Consider the following 14921-nt stretch of genomic DNA (forward strand, 5'->3'; position numbering starts at 1 on the left):
GATCTCGATGCTCGACACCGACGGGCGCTCGACCACGTTGATGATCAGGACGTTGCCATCGCGGTTCAGCTGGATGTCCTGGAAGAAGCCGGTCTTGAACAGCGAGCGGGTGGAATCCACCAGGCGGCGGTCGTCAGCCTGGTCGCCAACGTTGAGCGGCAAGGCGCCGAACACGCTGCCAGCGGATACCCGCTGCAGGCCGTTGACACGAATATCGGAGATAGTGAAGGACTCGGCGTGAACTTCAGCGATCATCAGTGCGGACATGACCGCAGTTAGCAGCAGACGTTTCATGAAGTCCTTTTATTCCAACTGGCAATAAACAACCCGCCGCATGGAAACGGCAGGTTCGCAATTGAGCGAAGCTTTTAAAGTCGACCCAGATCGTTGATCAGGGCGAGCAACATCACCCCTACGACCAAACTGATACCGATCTGGACCCCCCAACCTTGCACCCGTTCTGACAGCGGACGACCGCGCGCCCACTCGACCAGGTAAAACAGCAAATGCCCCCCATCCAGTACTGGAATGGGCAGCAGGTTAAGAACCCCCAGGCTTATGCTCAGGTAGGCCAGGAAATTCAGGAAATCCCCCACGCCGGACTGGGCTGAAGCGCCCGCCACTTTAGCAATGGTTATCGGTCCACTCAAGTTTTTTACCGAGAGCTCACCGAACAGCATTTTCTTCAGCGACTCGAGGGTCAGGACACTCATGTTCCAGGTCCGCGAGAGGCCCTCGCCCACGGCATCCAGCGGGCCATAGCTGACTTCGCGGAGCATGCTGGCCGGCCATTCGGCGCCCTTCACACCCGCCCCGAGGTAGCCCCCGGCAGCCTTGCCTTCACCTTTGTGAGCCAGCGTGACCGGCACATCGAGGGCCGCGCCATCGCGCTCGACGCGCAGCACCACCTGGGCATCGGGGCGGGCGCGAACACTGTCCACCACCTGCTGCCAATCGCTCAGCGCCGCGCCGTCGAGGGCCAGCAACTTGTCGCCGGCCTTCAGACCAGCGGCCGCAGCCGGGCCTTTCGGGTCGATCTCGGCCAGCACCGGCGACACCGCCGGCCGCCATGGGCGCAGGCCCAGGGACTGAATAGGGTCCGGCTCGTCGGCGCCTTTGAGCCAATGGTCCAGTTTCACCTGCAGCTGGCGCTCGGCAGTGGCGCCTTCGTCGCGCACCCCCACCTGCAGCGTGCCGCTCTCACCCAGGCGCCGAACCAACTGCAGATTGACTGCCGACCAACCGCTGGTCGCCTTGCCATCGATAGATACAATTTCCTGACCGGCGGCCAGGCCTGCCGACGCTGCCAGGCTGCCGGATTCGACCGCGCCGATCACCGGGCGGACCTGCTGGGTACCCAGCATGGCCAGTAGCCAGAAGAAGACGATGGCCAGCAGGAAGTTGGCGATCGGGCCGGCCGCCACAATGGCGATGCGCTGACGCACCGACTTGCGGTTGAAGGACTGATCGGCAAGCGCCGGAGGCACTTCGCCCTCACGCTCGTCGAGCATCTTGACGTAGCCACCCAGAGGGATCGCCGCCACCACGAACTCGGTGCCCTGACGGTCATGCCAGCGCAGCAGCGGCATGCCGAAGCCGACCGAGAAGCGCAGCACCTTGACCCCGCAGCGCCGGGCAACCCAGAAGTGGCCAAATTCGTGGAACGTGACCAATACACCCAGGGCCACCAGGGTGCCGACAATCATGTAGAGCGCAGTCATATCTATCTCCGAATGACGTTCAGCAGAACCCTGGCAGAGCGCCCAGCCTCAACGACCGTGACGCCTCAGCCACTCACGAGCCAGCTCACGGGCACGCTGGTCGGCAGCGAACACGGCCTCCAGCGACTGCAGCGGCACCACAGGTTCCTGATCAAGCACCTGTTCGATCATACCCGCGATCTCCGGGAAGCGGATACGCCGCTGGAGAAATGCCTCGACGGCGACCTCATTGGCCGCATTGAGCACCGCAGGCGCGCTGTTACCGGCTTCAGCCGCCTCGCGCGCAAGGCGCAGGCAGGGGAAGCGCTGTTCGTCCGGCGCCTGGAAGTCCAGACGGGCAATGGCAAACAGGTCCAGCGGCGCAACCCCGGAATCGATCCGCTCCGGCCAGGCCAGGGCGTTGGCGATCGGGGTACGCATGTCCGGATTGCCCAACTGGGCCAGCACCGAACCATCGACGTAGTCGACCAGCGAATGGATCACGCTTTGTGGATGCACCACCACTTCGACCTTGGCCGGCGCCGCATCGAACAGCCAGCAGGCTTCGATCAGCTCCAGCCCCTTGTTCATCATGCTGGCCGAGTCCACGGAAATCTTCCGCCCCATGGACCAGTTGGGATGGGCGCAGGCCTGTTCCGGCGTGACATCGACCAGCGCTGCCTGGGGCGTTTCGCGGAACGGCCCACCCGAGGCGGTCAGCAGGATGCGGCGCACACCAACCTGGCCCAGGCCGCGGGCATAATCGCCCGGCAGGCACTGGAAAATCGCATTGTGCTCGCTGTCGATCGGCAGCAGCACGGCACCACTGCGCCGTACCGCGTCCATGAATAGCGCGCCGGACATCACCAGCGCTTCCTTGTTGGCCAGCAACACCTTCTTGCCCGCCTCGACGGCGGCCAGGGTCGGGCGCAGGCCCGCGGCACCGACGATGGCGGCCATCACCGCATCCACTTCAGGGGCTGCCGCAACCTCGCAGAGGCCCGCCTCCCCTACCAGCACCTGCGCAGTGCAACCGGCGCCAACCAGGCCATCGCGCAGGCGCGCAGCGGCTTCGTCATTGGGCACCACGGCATAGGCTGGACGGTGCCGAACGCACAGGGCCAGCAGTTCGTCGATGCGCGAATAGCCGCTCAGCGCGAACACCTGGTAGCGCTCGGGGTGCCGTGCAATCACATCGAGGGTGCTCAGGCCGATCGAGCCGGTCGCACCCAGGACAGTAATCCGCTGCACGCTGCTCACATCACACCCCATTCGGCAGCCCACAGCAGCACGGCAAAGATCGGGATCGCAGCGGTCAGGCTGTCGATGCGATCCAGCACACCACCATGGCCAGGCAGCAGGTTGCTGCTGTCCTTGATGCCGGCACGGCGCTTGAACATGCTTTCGGTCAGGTCGCCGATCACCGACGACATGACCACCAGCGCGGCGCCCAACAGCCCTAGCAGAAGCTGAGCGAAGCCCCAGTCACGACTGATGCCCACCGCCAGGGTGATCACCAGGCTGACGGCCAGGCCACCATAGACGCCTTCCCAGCTCTTGCCCGGGCTCACCTGGGGCGCCAGCTTGCGCTTGCCAAAGGCACGACCGGAGAAATAGGCGCCAATATCAGCAGCCCAGACCAGCACCATGACCGACAGGATCAGCCAGTTGCCCAGCTGCCAGTGCTTGAGCAGGATCAGCCCTTGCCAGGCCGGCAACAGGATCAGCAGGCCGATCAACAGCTTGCAGGCCGCACTGGCCCAGAGCTCGCTGCTGCGTGGGTAGGTCAGCACCAGCCAGGTGGCCAGCGCCCACCAGATGACCGAAGCCCCGAGCACCCAAGGTGCAAGGTCCGGCATGAGATGGAGCAACATCAGCGCCCCGGCGACTACAGCGGCGTAGGCGATGCGCAAAGGCTGGGCCATAAGCCCGGCCAGACGCGCCCACTCCCAGGCACCGAGGGTCACCACGAAGCCGATGAACAGGGCGAAGTCCCCGCCGTTGAGCAGGAAAAACCCACCCAGCGCGACCGGCAACAGGATCAGCGCAGTAATGATGCGTTGTTTAAGCATTAAGCACGAGCTCCAGCCTCGACCTGCTCGCTGGTCTTACCGAAGCGGCGCTGGCGCGAAGCGAAATCGGCCAGGGCTTTGCGCATGGCCTCGTGTTTGAAATCCGGCCAGTAGAGGTCGGAGAAGTACAGTTCGGCGTAAGCCAGCTGCCACAGCAGGAAGTTGCTGATGCGATGCTCGCCACCGGTACGGATGCACAGGTCGGGCAACGGCAGCTCACCTGTGGCCAGGCAGGTCTGCAGCAGACCCGGGGTGATGTCGTCCGGACGCAGGTGACCGGCCTGAACCTCACGCGCCAGGCGCTGGGCTGCCTGGGCGATATCCCACTGACCACCGTAGTTGGCGGCGATCTGCAGAATGAAGCGGTTACTGCCCGCTGTCAGCGCCTCGGCTTCACGCATGGCGGCCTGCAGCTCGGGGTGGAAACGCGAACGGTCACCGATGATGCGCAGGCTGATATTGTTCTCGTTGAGGCGCCGGGCCTCACGGCGCAAGGCCGAGAAGAACAGCTCCATCAACGCACCGACCTCTTCGGCCGGGCGCTGCCAGTTCTCACTGGAGAACGCGAACAGGGTCAGCACTTCGACCCCGGATTCAGCACACACCTCGATGACTGCGCGCACCGCATCGACGCCGGCCTTGTGCCCGGCGACGCCGGGCAACAGGCGCTTCTTCGCCCAGCGGTTGTTGCCATCCATGATGATCGCGACATGACGCGGCACCGACGACGGTACCGCCAACTTGGACTTTTCCATTAAAAAACCTCGGCCTTAAACGGCCATCAGGTCCTTTTCCTTGGCTTTATAAGCAGCATCGACTTCAGCAATGAACTTGTCGGTCAGCTTCTGGATTTCATCAGCGGCGCGACGCTCTTCGTCTTCGCTGATTTCCTTGTCCTTGGTCAGCTTCTTCAGATCACCCAGGGCATCACGGCGCACGTTGCGCACAGCCACCTTGGCATCTTCGGCAACGCCGCTGGCCTGCTTGGTGTAGCCCTTGCGGGTTTCTTCGGTCAGGGCCGGCATCGGTACGCGGATGGTGGTACCGGCGCTGGACGGGTTAAGGCCCAGGTCGGAGGTCAGGATGGCCTTCTCGATGGCAGCGCTGAGGTTCTTGTCGTGAGCGACGATCTTCAGGGTGCGGGCGTCTTCGACGGTGATCGCAGCCACCTGGTTCAGCGGCATCTCGCTGCCCCAGGCAGTGACCTTGACGGTATCCAGGATGCTTGGGTGAGCGCGACCAGTGCGGATTGCCGCCAGGTTGCGAGCAAGGGCCTCGAGGGACTTGGTCATGCGCTCCTGCGCGTCTTTCTTGATGTCGTTGATCATGCTTGGACTTCCTCGATCAAAGTACCTTCACCGCCACCGACCACGATGTTCAGCAGGGCGCCAGGCTTGTTCATGTTGAATACCCGCAACGGCATCTTGTGGTCACGGCACAGGCAAATTGCGGTCAGGTCCATCACGCCCAGCTTGCGATCCAGAACCTCGTCATAGGTCAGGTGATCGAACTTCTCGGCGTGCGGATCCTTGAATGGATCGGCAGTGTACACACCATCAACCTTGGTCGCCTTCAATACCACGTCGGCATCGATTTCGATGCCGCGCAGGCAGGCTGCGGAGTCGGTAGTGAAGAACGGGTTGCCGGTACCGGCAGAGAAAATTACCACATCCCCGGAGTTGAGGTGGCGAATAGCTTTGCGACGATCGTAATGATCGGTGACGCCAACCATGGAAATGGCCGACATGACCAGGGCCGGGATGTTCGAACGCTCCAGCGCATCGCGCATGGCCAGGCCGTTCATCACGGTGGCCAGCATGCCCATGTGGTCACCGGTGACACGGTCCATGCCGGCTGCGCTGAGCGCTGCGCCGCGGAACAGGTTGCCACCACCGATCACCAGGCCGACCTGAACACCGATCCCTACCAGCTGGCCAACTTCAAGGGCCATGCGGTCCAGCACCTTCGGGTCGATCCCGAATTCTTCCGAGCCCATCAGGGCCTCGCCGCTAAGTTTGAGCAAAATGCGTTTATAGCGAGGTTGGCGACCACTCACCTGCTGAGCCATTGCGAGTCTCTCCTGCGGCGTACTTTTAGAAAATTCGTGCGAGCCGTTTTCGGCTTGCTAACTGTAGCGTGGCACCGTTTTGGTGCCAGCGGCGCCGGGCCTTATAAACCCTGCGCCGTTTTGACAAAGAGGCTGCGCGCGTGAGCGGGCAGCCTCTTTGGGGCGACAGACGGGGCTGTCTTACTGCTTGGCAGCAGCTACCTGAGCGGCAACTTCTTCAGCGAAGTTGTCGACTGGCTTCTCGATGCCTTCGCCAACCTTGAAGTAGGTGAAGGAAACGATTTCAGCACCGGCTTTCTTGGCCAGCTCGCCAACTTTGACTTCTGGGTTCATGACGAAGGCTTGCTCTTTCAGCGAGGCTTCGGCCTTGAACTTGGCGATACGACCGTTGACCATGTTCTCAACGATGTTTTCCGGCTTGCCAGCGATCTTGTCAGCGTTCAGCTGCAGGAAGACGCCCTTCTCGCGCTCGATGGCCTCGGCGGAGATTTCCGACGAATCCAGGAACTCTGGGTTCGAAGCTGCAACGTGCATGGCGATGTTCTTGGCCAGCTCGACGTCGCCGCCTTTCAGAACAACGACTGCACCGATCTTGTTGCCGTGCAGGTAGGCGCCGACAACGTCACCTTCAACGCGCACCAGGCGACGGATGTTGACGTTTTCGCCGCACTTGGCAACCAGGGCTTCACGAGCGGACTCACGCGAGGCGATCAGCGGAGCAGCGTCGGTCAGCTTCTGGGCGAAGGCTTCTTCCAGGCTTTCGGCCACGAAGTTCTTGAAGTCGTCTTGCAGGGCCAGGAAGTCGGTCTGCGAGTTCACTTCCAGCAGGACGGCGGCTTTGCCGTCGGCCTTGACGGCGATAGCGCCTTCAGCAGCGACGTTGCCAGCCTTCTTGGCGGCCTTGATGGCGCCCGAGGCACGCATGTCGTCAATGGCTTTCTCGATGTCGCCGCCGGCCTTTTCCAGGGCCTTTTTGCAATCCATCATGCCTTCGCCGGTACGCTCGCGCAGTTCTTTGACCAGCGCCGCAGTAATTGCTGCCATTTCAAAATCCTCTTGGAAAGTTTTTCAACCATTCCACCCGTTCGTCACGGGCGTTAAATTCTGCAAATCGCTGCTTTTATATCAGCTCGCCCATCATGCGGGGCCGTTGCTGACAGCAGGATTTCAAGGTGGCAAAAAGGGGGCAGAGCCCCCTTTTCGCGTGCCAAGTAGACGCTAGCGCCTATTACTCAGCAGCAGGTGCAGCCGCTTCTTCAGCGTAGACTTCGGTGCCGCCAGCAACGTTGTTGCGACCGCGGATGATGGCGTCAGCCATCGAAGTCATGTACAGCTCGATGGCGCGGATGGCGTCGTCGTTACCTGGGATGACGTAGTCAACGCCTTCTGGGCTGCTGTTGGTATCGACAACGCCGATAACCGGGATGCCCAGCTTGTTGGCTTCGGTGATAGCAATGCGCTCGTGGTCAACGTCGATCACGAACAGGGCATCAGGCAGGCCGCCCATGTCCTTGATACCACCCAGGCTGCGGTCCAGCTTTTCCAGATCGCGCGAACGCATCAGGGCTTCTTTCTTGGTCAGCTTGGCGAAGGTGCCATCTTCGGCCTGGGTTTCCAGGTCGCGCAGACGCTTGATCGAAGCACGGATGGTTTTGTAGTTGGTCAGCATGCCGCCCAACCAACGGTGATCAACGTATGGCGAACCAGCGCGAGCAGCTTGCTCGGCTACGATCTTGCCGGCGGAACGCTTGGTGCCGACGAACATGATCTTGTTCTTGCCCTGGGCCAGACGCTCTACGAAAGCCAGAGCTTCGTTGAACATTGGCAGGGTTTTTTCCAGGTTGATGATGTGAATCTTGTTACGCGCGCCGAAAATGTACTTGCCCATTTTCGGGTTCCAGTAACGGGTCTGGTGGCCGAAGTGCACACCGGCCTTCAGCATATCGCGCATGTTGACTTGGGACATGATAGTTCCTTGATAAGTCGGGTTGGGCCTCCACGCATCCCAATGACCAACCCGCGCTTCCGGAGAATCGGGGCACCCAGGTCATCGTGTCGACACGTGTGTGGGTTTAATGCTGACGGGGTCGTCCCCGAAAGCGGCGCATTTTATACCACAGACCGCGAGCGAACGGAACCCGGATCAGGTTGCGTCCGTCAGCAGTTTTTGCAGCACCCTGCCAAACAGGCCAGAATGCCTCCTATAGACAGCAGCATGGCCGCCTTTATCCCGACAGAATGCCGCCCTGCTCTGCTAGAATCCGGCCTTTCCCGTTTGTTCGCGCCGCCTGCGGCGCCGTAGAGAGCCTGTAATGACCGTCACCATCAAGACTGCAGAAGACATCGAGAAGATGCGCATCGCCGGCCGCCTGGCCGCCGATGTGCTGGAAATGATCGAAGAACACGTCAAGCCCGGTATCACCACCGAAGAGCTCGACCGCCTGTGCCACGACTACATCGTCAACGTCCAGCAGGCCATCCCGGCGCCCCTCAACTACAAGGGCTACCCGAAGTCGATCTGCACCTCGATCAACCATGTGGTCTGCCACGGCATCCCCAACGACAAGCCGCTCAAGGACGGTGACACGCTGAACATCGATGTCACCGTGATCAAGGACGGCTACCACGGCGACACCAGCCGCATGTTCCACGTCGGTACCGTGCCGGTCTGGGCCGAGCGTCTGTCCAAGGTCACCCAGGAATGCATGTACAAGGCCATCGAACTGGTCAAGCCAGGCTGCCGCCTGGGCGACATCGGTGAAGTGATCCAGAAGCACGCCGAGAAGAACGGTTTCTCCGTGGTGCGCGAGTTCTGCGGGCACGGCATCGGCAAGGTGTTCCACGAAGAGCCGCAGATCCTGCACTACGGCCGCGCCGGCACCGGCATGGAGCTCAAGGAAGGCATGACCTTCACCATCGAGCCGATGATCAACCAGGGCAAGGCCGACACCAAGGTGCTGGGCGATGGCTGGACTGCCATCACCAAGGACCGCAAGCTCTCGGCCCAGTGGGAACACACCCTGGTGGTCACGGCTACCGGTTACGAGATCTTCACCCTGCGCAAGGACGACACCATCCCGCGCACCTCGGCCTGATTGCACCCAAGGCAACCTAAAAGACAGGAACGCGACGCAATGCCCCAGGTGGATCCCGAGCTGTTCGACCGCGGCCAGTTCCAGGCGGAACTGGCCCTCAAGGCGAGCCCCATCGCCGCCTTCAAGAAAGCCATCCGCCAGGCCGGCGAGGTGCTCGACAGGCGTTTTCGCACAGGCTGCGAAATCCGCCCGCTGATCGAAGCCCGCGCCTGGCTCGTCGACAATATCCTGCAACAGGCCTGGAACCAGTTCGACTGGGGCGACCCAAGCGGCATCGCCCTGGTGGCGGTTGGCGGCTATGGCCGCGGCGAACTGCACCCGCACTCGGACATCGACCTGCTGATCCTGCTCGGCGCCGCCGAGCATGAACAGTACCGCGACGCCATCGAGCGCTTTCTCACCCTGCTCTGGGACATCGGCCTGGAAGTCGGCCAGAGCGTGCGCACCGTCGGCGAGTGTGCCGAGCAGGCCCGCGCCGACCTGACGGTGATCACCAACCTGATGGAGAGCCGCACCATTGCCGGCCCCGAAGACCTGCGCCAGCGCATGCTCGAGGTGACCAGCACCACGTACATGTGGCCGAGCAAGGAGTTCTTCCTCGCCAAGCGCGCCGAACTCAAGGCCCGCCACCACAAGTACAACGACACCGAGTACAACCTCGAACCCAACGTCAAAGGCTCGCCCGGTGGCCTGCGCGACATCCAGACGGTGCTCTGGGTGGCCCGCCGCCAGTACGGCACGCTGAACCTGCACGCCCTGGCCGGCGAAGGCTTCCTGCTGGAAAGCGAGAACGAACTGCTGGCCTCGTCCCAGGACTTCCTGTGGAAGGTGCGCTACGCCCTGCACATGCTTGCCGGGCGCGCCGAAGACCGCCTGCTGTTCGACCACCAGCGCAGCATCGCCGCGCTGCTCGGCTACAGCGACGAAAACCCCAAGCGCGCCATCGAACAGTTCATGCAGCAGTACTACCGGGTGGTGATGAGCATCAGCCAGCTGTGCGACCTGATCATCCAGCACTTCGAGGAAGTCATCCTCGCCGATGACGACAGCGGTACCACGCAGCCGCTCAACCCTCGCTTCCGGCTGCACGACGGCTACATCGAAGCGGTCAATCCGAACGTGTTCAAGCGCACGCCGTTCGCCATGCTGGAGATCTTCGTGCTGATGGCCCAGCACCCGGAGATCAAGGGCGTGCGGGCCGACACCGTACGCCTGCTGCGCGAACACCGGCACCTGATCGACGACACCTTCCGCAACGATATCCGCAATACCAGCCTGTTCATCGAGCTGTTCAAGTGCGAAATCGGCATCCACCGCAACCTGCGACGGATGAACCGCTACGGCATCCTCGGCCGCTACCTGCCGGAGTTCGGCCTGATCGTCGGGCAAATGCAGCACGACCTGTTCCACATCTACACGGTCGATGCGCACACCCTCAACCTCATCAAGCACCTGCGCAAGCTGCAGTACACGCCGGTGTCCGAGAAATTCCCGCTGGCCAGCAAGCTCATGGGCCGTCTGCCCAAGCCCGAGCTGATCTACCTGGCCGGCCTGTACCACGACATCGGCAAGGGCCGCCAGGGCGACCACTCCGAGATCGGCGCGGTGGATGCGCAGAAGTTCTGCGAGCGCCACCAGTTGCCGGCCTGGGACAGCCGGCTGATCGTCTGGCTGGTGCAGAACCACCTGGTGATGTCGACCACCGCCCAGCGCAAGGACCTGTCCGACCCGCAGGTGATCAACGATTTCGCCCTGCATGTGGGCGACGAGACGCGCCTGGACTACCTCTACGTGCTGACCGTGGCCGACATCAACGCCACCAACCCCAGCCTGTGGAACTCCTGGCGCGCCAGCCTGCTGCGCCAGCTCTACACCGAGACCAAGCGCGCCCTGCGTCGCGGCCTGGAGAACCCGCTGGACCGCGAGGAACAGATCCGCCAGACCCAGTCGGCCGCACTGGACATCCTCGTGCGCGAGGGCACCGACCCGGACGACGTCGAGCAGCTGTGGTCGCAGCTGGGCGATGACTACTTCCTCAAGCACAACGCTGCCGACGTGGCCTGGCACAGCGACGCCATCCTCCAGCAACCGGCCGATGGCGGACCACTGGTGCTGATCAAGGAAACCACCCAGCGCGAGTTCGAGGGCGGCACGCAGATCTTCATCTACGCGCCCGACCAGCACGACTTCTTCGCCGTGACCGTGGCCGCCATGTCGCAGCTGAACCTGAACATCCATGATGCGCGGATCATCACCTCGAGCAGCCAGTTCACCCTCGACACCTACATCGTGCTCGACAACGACGGCGGCTCGATTGGCGACAACCCGCAGCGGGTCAAGCAGATCCGCGACGGCCTGACCGAAGCGCTGCGCAACCCCGAGGACTACCCGACCATCATCCAGCGCCGGGTGCCGCGCCAGCTCAAGCACTTCAACTTCCCGCCGCAGGTGACCATCCTCAACGATGCCCAGCGCCCGGTGACCATCCTTGAGATCACGGCTCCGGACCGCCCCGGCCTGCTGGCACGGATCGGGCGGATTTTCCTGGAGTTCGACCTGTCGCTGCAGAACGCCAAGATCGCCACCCTCGGCGAGCGCGTGGAAGACGTGTTCTTCATCACCGATGCCGACAACCAGCCGCTGTCCGACCCGCAGCTGTGCAGCCGCCTGCAGGAAGCCATCGTGCAGCAGCTGCAGGCCGGCCAGGCCAGCGATGCCAACCCGACGACCCGCGTGACTTTTTAACGATTAGACGATTGACGAGACCTTGCGCCGATGAACCATGCCTTGACCCAGCTTCAGCCCTACCCGTTCGAGAAACTGCGCGCCCTGCTGGGCACCGTGAAGCCTGCGGCAGACAAACGCGCCATCGCCCTGTCGATCGGTGAGCCCAAGCACGAATCGCCGGCATTCGTCGCCCAGGCCATGGCCGACAACCTCGACAAGCTGGCGGTGTACCCGAGCACCATCGGCCTGCCGGCCCTGCGCCAGGCCATCGGCCAATGGTGCGAGCGGCGTTTCGGCGTGCCGGCCGGCTGGCTGGACGCCGACCGCCACATCCTGCCTGTCAATGGTACCCGTGAGGCGTTGTTCGCCTTCACCCAGGCCGTGGTCAACCGTGCCGATGACGGCCTGGTGGTCAGCCCCAATCCGTTCTATCAGATCTACGAAGGCGCGGCCCTGCTGGCCGGTGCCACGCCGCACTACCTGCCCTGCCTGGAAAACAACGGTTTCAACCCTGATTTCGACGCCGTGCCGGCCGACGTCTGGAAGCGTTGCCAGATTCTGTTCCTGTGCTCGCCAGGCAACCCCACCGGCGCCCTGGTGCCAATGGATACCCTGAAGAAGCTGATTGCCCTGGCCGACGAGCACGACTTCGTGATCGCCGCCGACGAGTGCTATAGCGAGCTGTACTTCGACGAAGATGCGCCGCCACCGGGCCTGCTCAGCGCTTGCGCCGAGCTCGGCCGCAACGACTTCAAACGCTGCGTGGTATTCCACAGCCTGTCCAAGCGCTCTAACCTGCCAGGCCTGCGTTCAGGCTTCGTCGCCGGTGACGCCGAGATCATCAAGCCGTTCCTGCTGTACCGCACCTACCACGGCTGTGCCATGCCGGTGCAGACCCAACTGGCCAGCATCGCGGCCTGGCAGGACGAGGCGCATGTACGCGAAAACCGCGATCAGTACCGTGCCAAGTACGACGCCGTGCTCGATATCCTGCAGCCGGTGCTGGACGTGCAGCGCCCGGATGGCAGCTTCTACCTGTGGGCCAAGGTGCCGGGCGGTGACGCCGAGTTCACCCGCGACCTGTTCGAGGCCCAGCATGTGACCGTGGTGCCGGGGTCGTACCTGTCGCGTGAAGTCGACGGTGTGAATCCAGGCGCCGGCCGGGTGCGCATGGCGCTGGTTGCGCCGCTGGCCGAGTGCATCGAGGCGGCGGAGCGGATTCGCGCCTTCCTGCAAAACCGCTGATTGGCCGGGGGGCGCTTTGCGCCCCCCTACTGTCTATCTGACCTGCCCCAGGTTCGCCTCACTCAAATCCAGCTCACCTAACACCTGCCTGACCACCTCATCGCCCACCAGATGCTGACGATGCAGGTTGTACAGTTCCAAGCGCTGAGCCCGCAGCGCCCGCAAGCGCAAACGCCGCTCCAGCAAGTCCATCTGTTCAGCCAATGCCCGTGCTTCAGCCGTGTCGTCGTAGCTGTCCAGCTCATCCCGGTACTCGGCCATCAGCCGTGCCTTGAGCTCCGTGGCCAGGGTCGCCTGTGCCGCATCCTGTGGCGCGCTGGCATCGATCACCTCTTCCGCTTCCAGCGCATGGATCGCCGCCTCGGCGGTACGCCGCCAGGCTTCCTGCACTTCCTGATGCAACCGTTCATCCGGGCTCTTGGTGACGCCGCGCAGCAGCAGCGGCAGCGCAACACAAGCACTGATCAGCGACAGCAGAATCACCCCGGCAGCAATGAAAATCAGCAGGTCACGCTCTGGAAATGCCTGGCCCGCGCCCATCAGCAGGGGCACCGACATCACACCGGCCAGGGTCACCGCCCCGCGCACACCGCCCAGGGTCAGCAGCCAGCAAGAACGCATGGTCGGCGTCAGTACCAGTGCCGGTTTACCTCGCCAGCGGCGTATCACGCCGATGGCACGCCAGATGCTCTGCACCCAGACAAAACGCAGCAGGATCAACGCGGCGAATATCGCCAGCACATCCAGGCAACGCCATGCCAGGGTCGGCCAGACGGTGGCCTCGTGGCTGACTACGGCCTTGATGATTTCAGGCAGCTGCAGGCCCAGCAGCAGGAAGATCAGGCCGTTGAAGGCGAACTCCAGCAGCGACCAGACGCTGCGATTGAGCAGGCGGGTGCTGGTCTGGCGCGGCAACAGGTCGAGCCAGCTCTGCATCATGCCGGCGGCCACCGCCGAGAGAATGCCAGACACGCCCAGGCGCTCGGCCAGTACATAGGCGGCAAACGGCAGCAGCAGCATGAATACCACGTGGGTGGCCGGGTCATCCCAGCCGCGGGCGATCATCCAGGCGCGCAGGCGACCGATCAGCCAGCTCAGGGCCACCCCCACTGCCAGGCCGCCGAGGGCCACCAGAACGAAGCTGAAGCTGGCATCGGCCAGCGAAAATGCTCCGGTAATGGCGGCGGCCAGGGCGAACTTGAAGGTCACCAGGCCCGAGGCATCGTTCATCAATGCCTCGCCCTGCAGCATGTGCATCAGCGGCGTCGGCAGGCGGTCCTGGGCGATGGCCGACACCGCCACGGCATCGGTGGGCGACAGCACGGCGGCCAAGGCGAAGGCCACCGGCAGCGGAATACTTGGCAGCAACCAGTGGATGAAGTAGCCGGCGCCGACCACGGTGAACAGCACCAGCCCCACGGCCAGCGCCACTACCGGACCGCGGATGCGCCACAGCTCGCGCTTGGGGATGCGCCAGCCGTCGGCGAACAGCAGTGGCGGCAGGAACAGAAACAGGAACAATTCGGGGTCCAGGGCCACATGCAGGCCCAGGGTCGGCCAAGCCAGCAACGCGCCTGCGGCAATCTGCACCAATGGCAGCGGCAACGGGATCATGCGCCCGACCAGTTTCGACACGCTTACCAGCGTCAGCAGAATGAGGACGGTGTAGGCGGACTGCATCCGTGAAGGCTTCCTTTGTGAACCAAAAACGACAGCAGGGGCGAGAGATCGCCATTGAAACAATATGTTAGCGGGGTATGGCAAAACCAGGCCGCTGCACGATAGTCGCAGTTGGCGGATGAAAATGTAACATGATGATACTTGGCCGTTGCGGGTTGTGCGGGTTCGGGAGCGTATTGGCCTGGAGGCGCATGTCCTGGGTGCTGTGGCGCTCGGTATCACAGACAACACAAACCTCAAGGCATGCACACCCCGTGGCGCTCAAAGGATCGTTCCCGCATAATCCCGCGACTGACATTCGGAAATGGAGAGATTGAGGCAGCCTGTGGCCTCA

General features: G+C 62.9%; 13 protein-coding genes. 3 read left to right on the forward strand and 10 right to left on the reverse strand.

Features of this window, described 5'->3' with window-relative positions; translation table 11 throughout:
- The 9 genes from ABE528_RS20285 to rpsB form a co-directional block, all read right to left on the reverse strand.
- Window positions 1-294, reverse strand: a 294-nt coding sequence (locus ABE528_RS20285) for a POTRA domain-containing protein (RefSeq protein WP_346653913.1), incomplete at its 3' end; no start/stop codon positions are given.
- A 74-nt stretch (window positions 295-368) separates the two neighbouring features.
- A complete protein-coding gene (gene rseP / locus ABE528_RS20290; protein WP_346653914.1) occupies window positions 369-1721 on the reverse strand; it encodes a sigma E protease regulator RseP in 1353 nt (450 codons plus the stop codon).
- A gap of 48 nt (window positions 1722-1769) precedes the next feature.
- Window positions 1770-2960, reverse strand: coding sequence for a 1-deoxy-D-xylulose-5-phosphate reductoisomerase (gene ispC, locus ABE528_RS20295; RefSeq protein ID WP_346653915.1), 1191 nt, complete (start codon window positions 2958-2960; stop codon window positions 1770-1772).
- Window positions 2957-3772, reverse strand: coding sequence for a phosphatidate cytidylyltransferase (locus ABE528_RS20300; RefSeq protein ID WP_152959009.1), 816 nt, complete (start codon window positions 3770-3772; stop codon window positions 2957-2959). Before ABE528_RS20300 ends, ispC begins: the two co-directional genes overlap by 4 nt.
- Window positions 3772-4527, reverse strand: a complete 756-nt coding sequence (gene uppS, locus ABE528_RS20305) for a polyprenyl diphosphate synthase (RefSeq protein ID WP_152959008.1) — start codon at window positions 4525-4527, stop codon at window positions 3772-3774. The genes ABE528_RS20300 and uppS overlap by 1 nt, the downstream gene beginning before the upstream one ends.
- A 15-nt stretch (window positions 4528-4542) precedes the next feature.
- Window positions 4543-5100, reverse strand: coding sequence for a ribosome recycling factor (gene frr / locus ABE528_RS20310; RefSeq protein ID WP_152959007.1), 558 nt, complete (start codon window positions 5098-5100; stop codon window positions 4543-4545).
- A complete protein-coding gene (pyrH, locus tag ABE528_RS20315; protein WP_110639358.1) occupies window positions 5097-5840 on the reverse strand; it encodes a UMP kinase in 744 nt (247 codons plus the stop codon). Before pyrH ends, frr begins: the two co-directional genes overlap by 4 nt.
- Before the next feature lie 180 nt (window positions 5841-6020).
- Window positions 6021-6884, reverse strand: coding sequence for a translation elongation factor Ts (gene tsf, locus ABE528_RS20320; RefSeq protein WP_152959006.1), 864 nt, complete (start codon window positions 6882-6884; stop codon window positions 6021-6023).
- Between the two features lie 184 nt (window positions 6885-7068).
- Window positions 7069-7806, reverse strand: coding sequence for a 30S ribosomal protein S2 (gene rpsB, locus ABE528_RS20325; protein WP_060512637.1), 738 nt, complete (start codon window positions 7804-7806; stop codon window positions 7069-7071).
- Between the two features lie 346 nt (window positions 7807-8152).
- Here rpsB and map point away from each other — a divergent pair, with 346 nt between their 5' ends.
- The 3 genes from map to dapC are packed head-to-tail and all read left to right on the forward strand — an operon-like array spanning window position 8153 to window position 12907.
- Window positions 8153-8935 (forward strand): type I methionyl aminopeptidase, encoded by a 783-nt coding sequence (map, locus tag ABE528_RS20330; RefSeq protein WP_152959005.1) that lies wholly within the window; start codon window positions 8153-8155, stop codon window positions 8933-8935.
- Window positions 8936-8974: 39 nt separating this feature from the next.
- Window positions 8975-11680 (forward strand): [protein-PII] uridylyltransferase, encoded by a 2706-nt coding sequence (locus tag ABE528_RS20335; protein WP_152959004.1) that lies wholly within the window; start codon window positions 8975-8977, stop codon window positions 11678-11680.
- Between the two features lie 30 nt (window positions 11681-11710).
- Window positions 11711-12907 carry a succinyldiaminopimelate transaminase gene (gene dapC / locus ABE528_RS20340; RefSeq protein WP_346653916.1) on the forward strand — a complete coding sequence of 399 codons (1197 nt, stop codon included), beginning with the start codon at window positions 11711-11713 and terminating at the stop codon, window positions 12905-12907.
- Between the two features lie 33 nt (window positions 12908-12940).
- Here dapC and ABE528_RS20345 read toward each other — a convergent pair whose 3' ends face one another.
- Window positions 12941-14587 carry a Na+/H+ antiporter gene (locus ABE528_RS20345; protein ID WP_152959002.1) on the reverse strand — a complete coding sequence of 549 codons (1647 nt, stop codon included), beginning with the start codon at window positions 14585-14587 and terminating at the stop codon, window positions 12941-12943.
- Between the last annotated feature and the right edge of the window lie 334 nt (window positions 14588-14921).

The sequence above is a fragment of the Pseudomonas sp. TWI628 genome, assembly GCF_039673865.1.
Taxonomy (GTDB): domain Bacteria; phylum Pseudomonadota; class Gammaproteobacteria; order Pseudomonadales; family Pseudomonadaceae; genus Aquipseudomonas.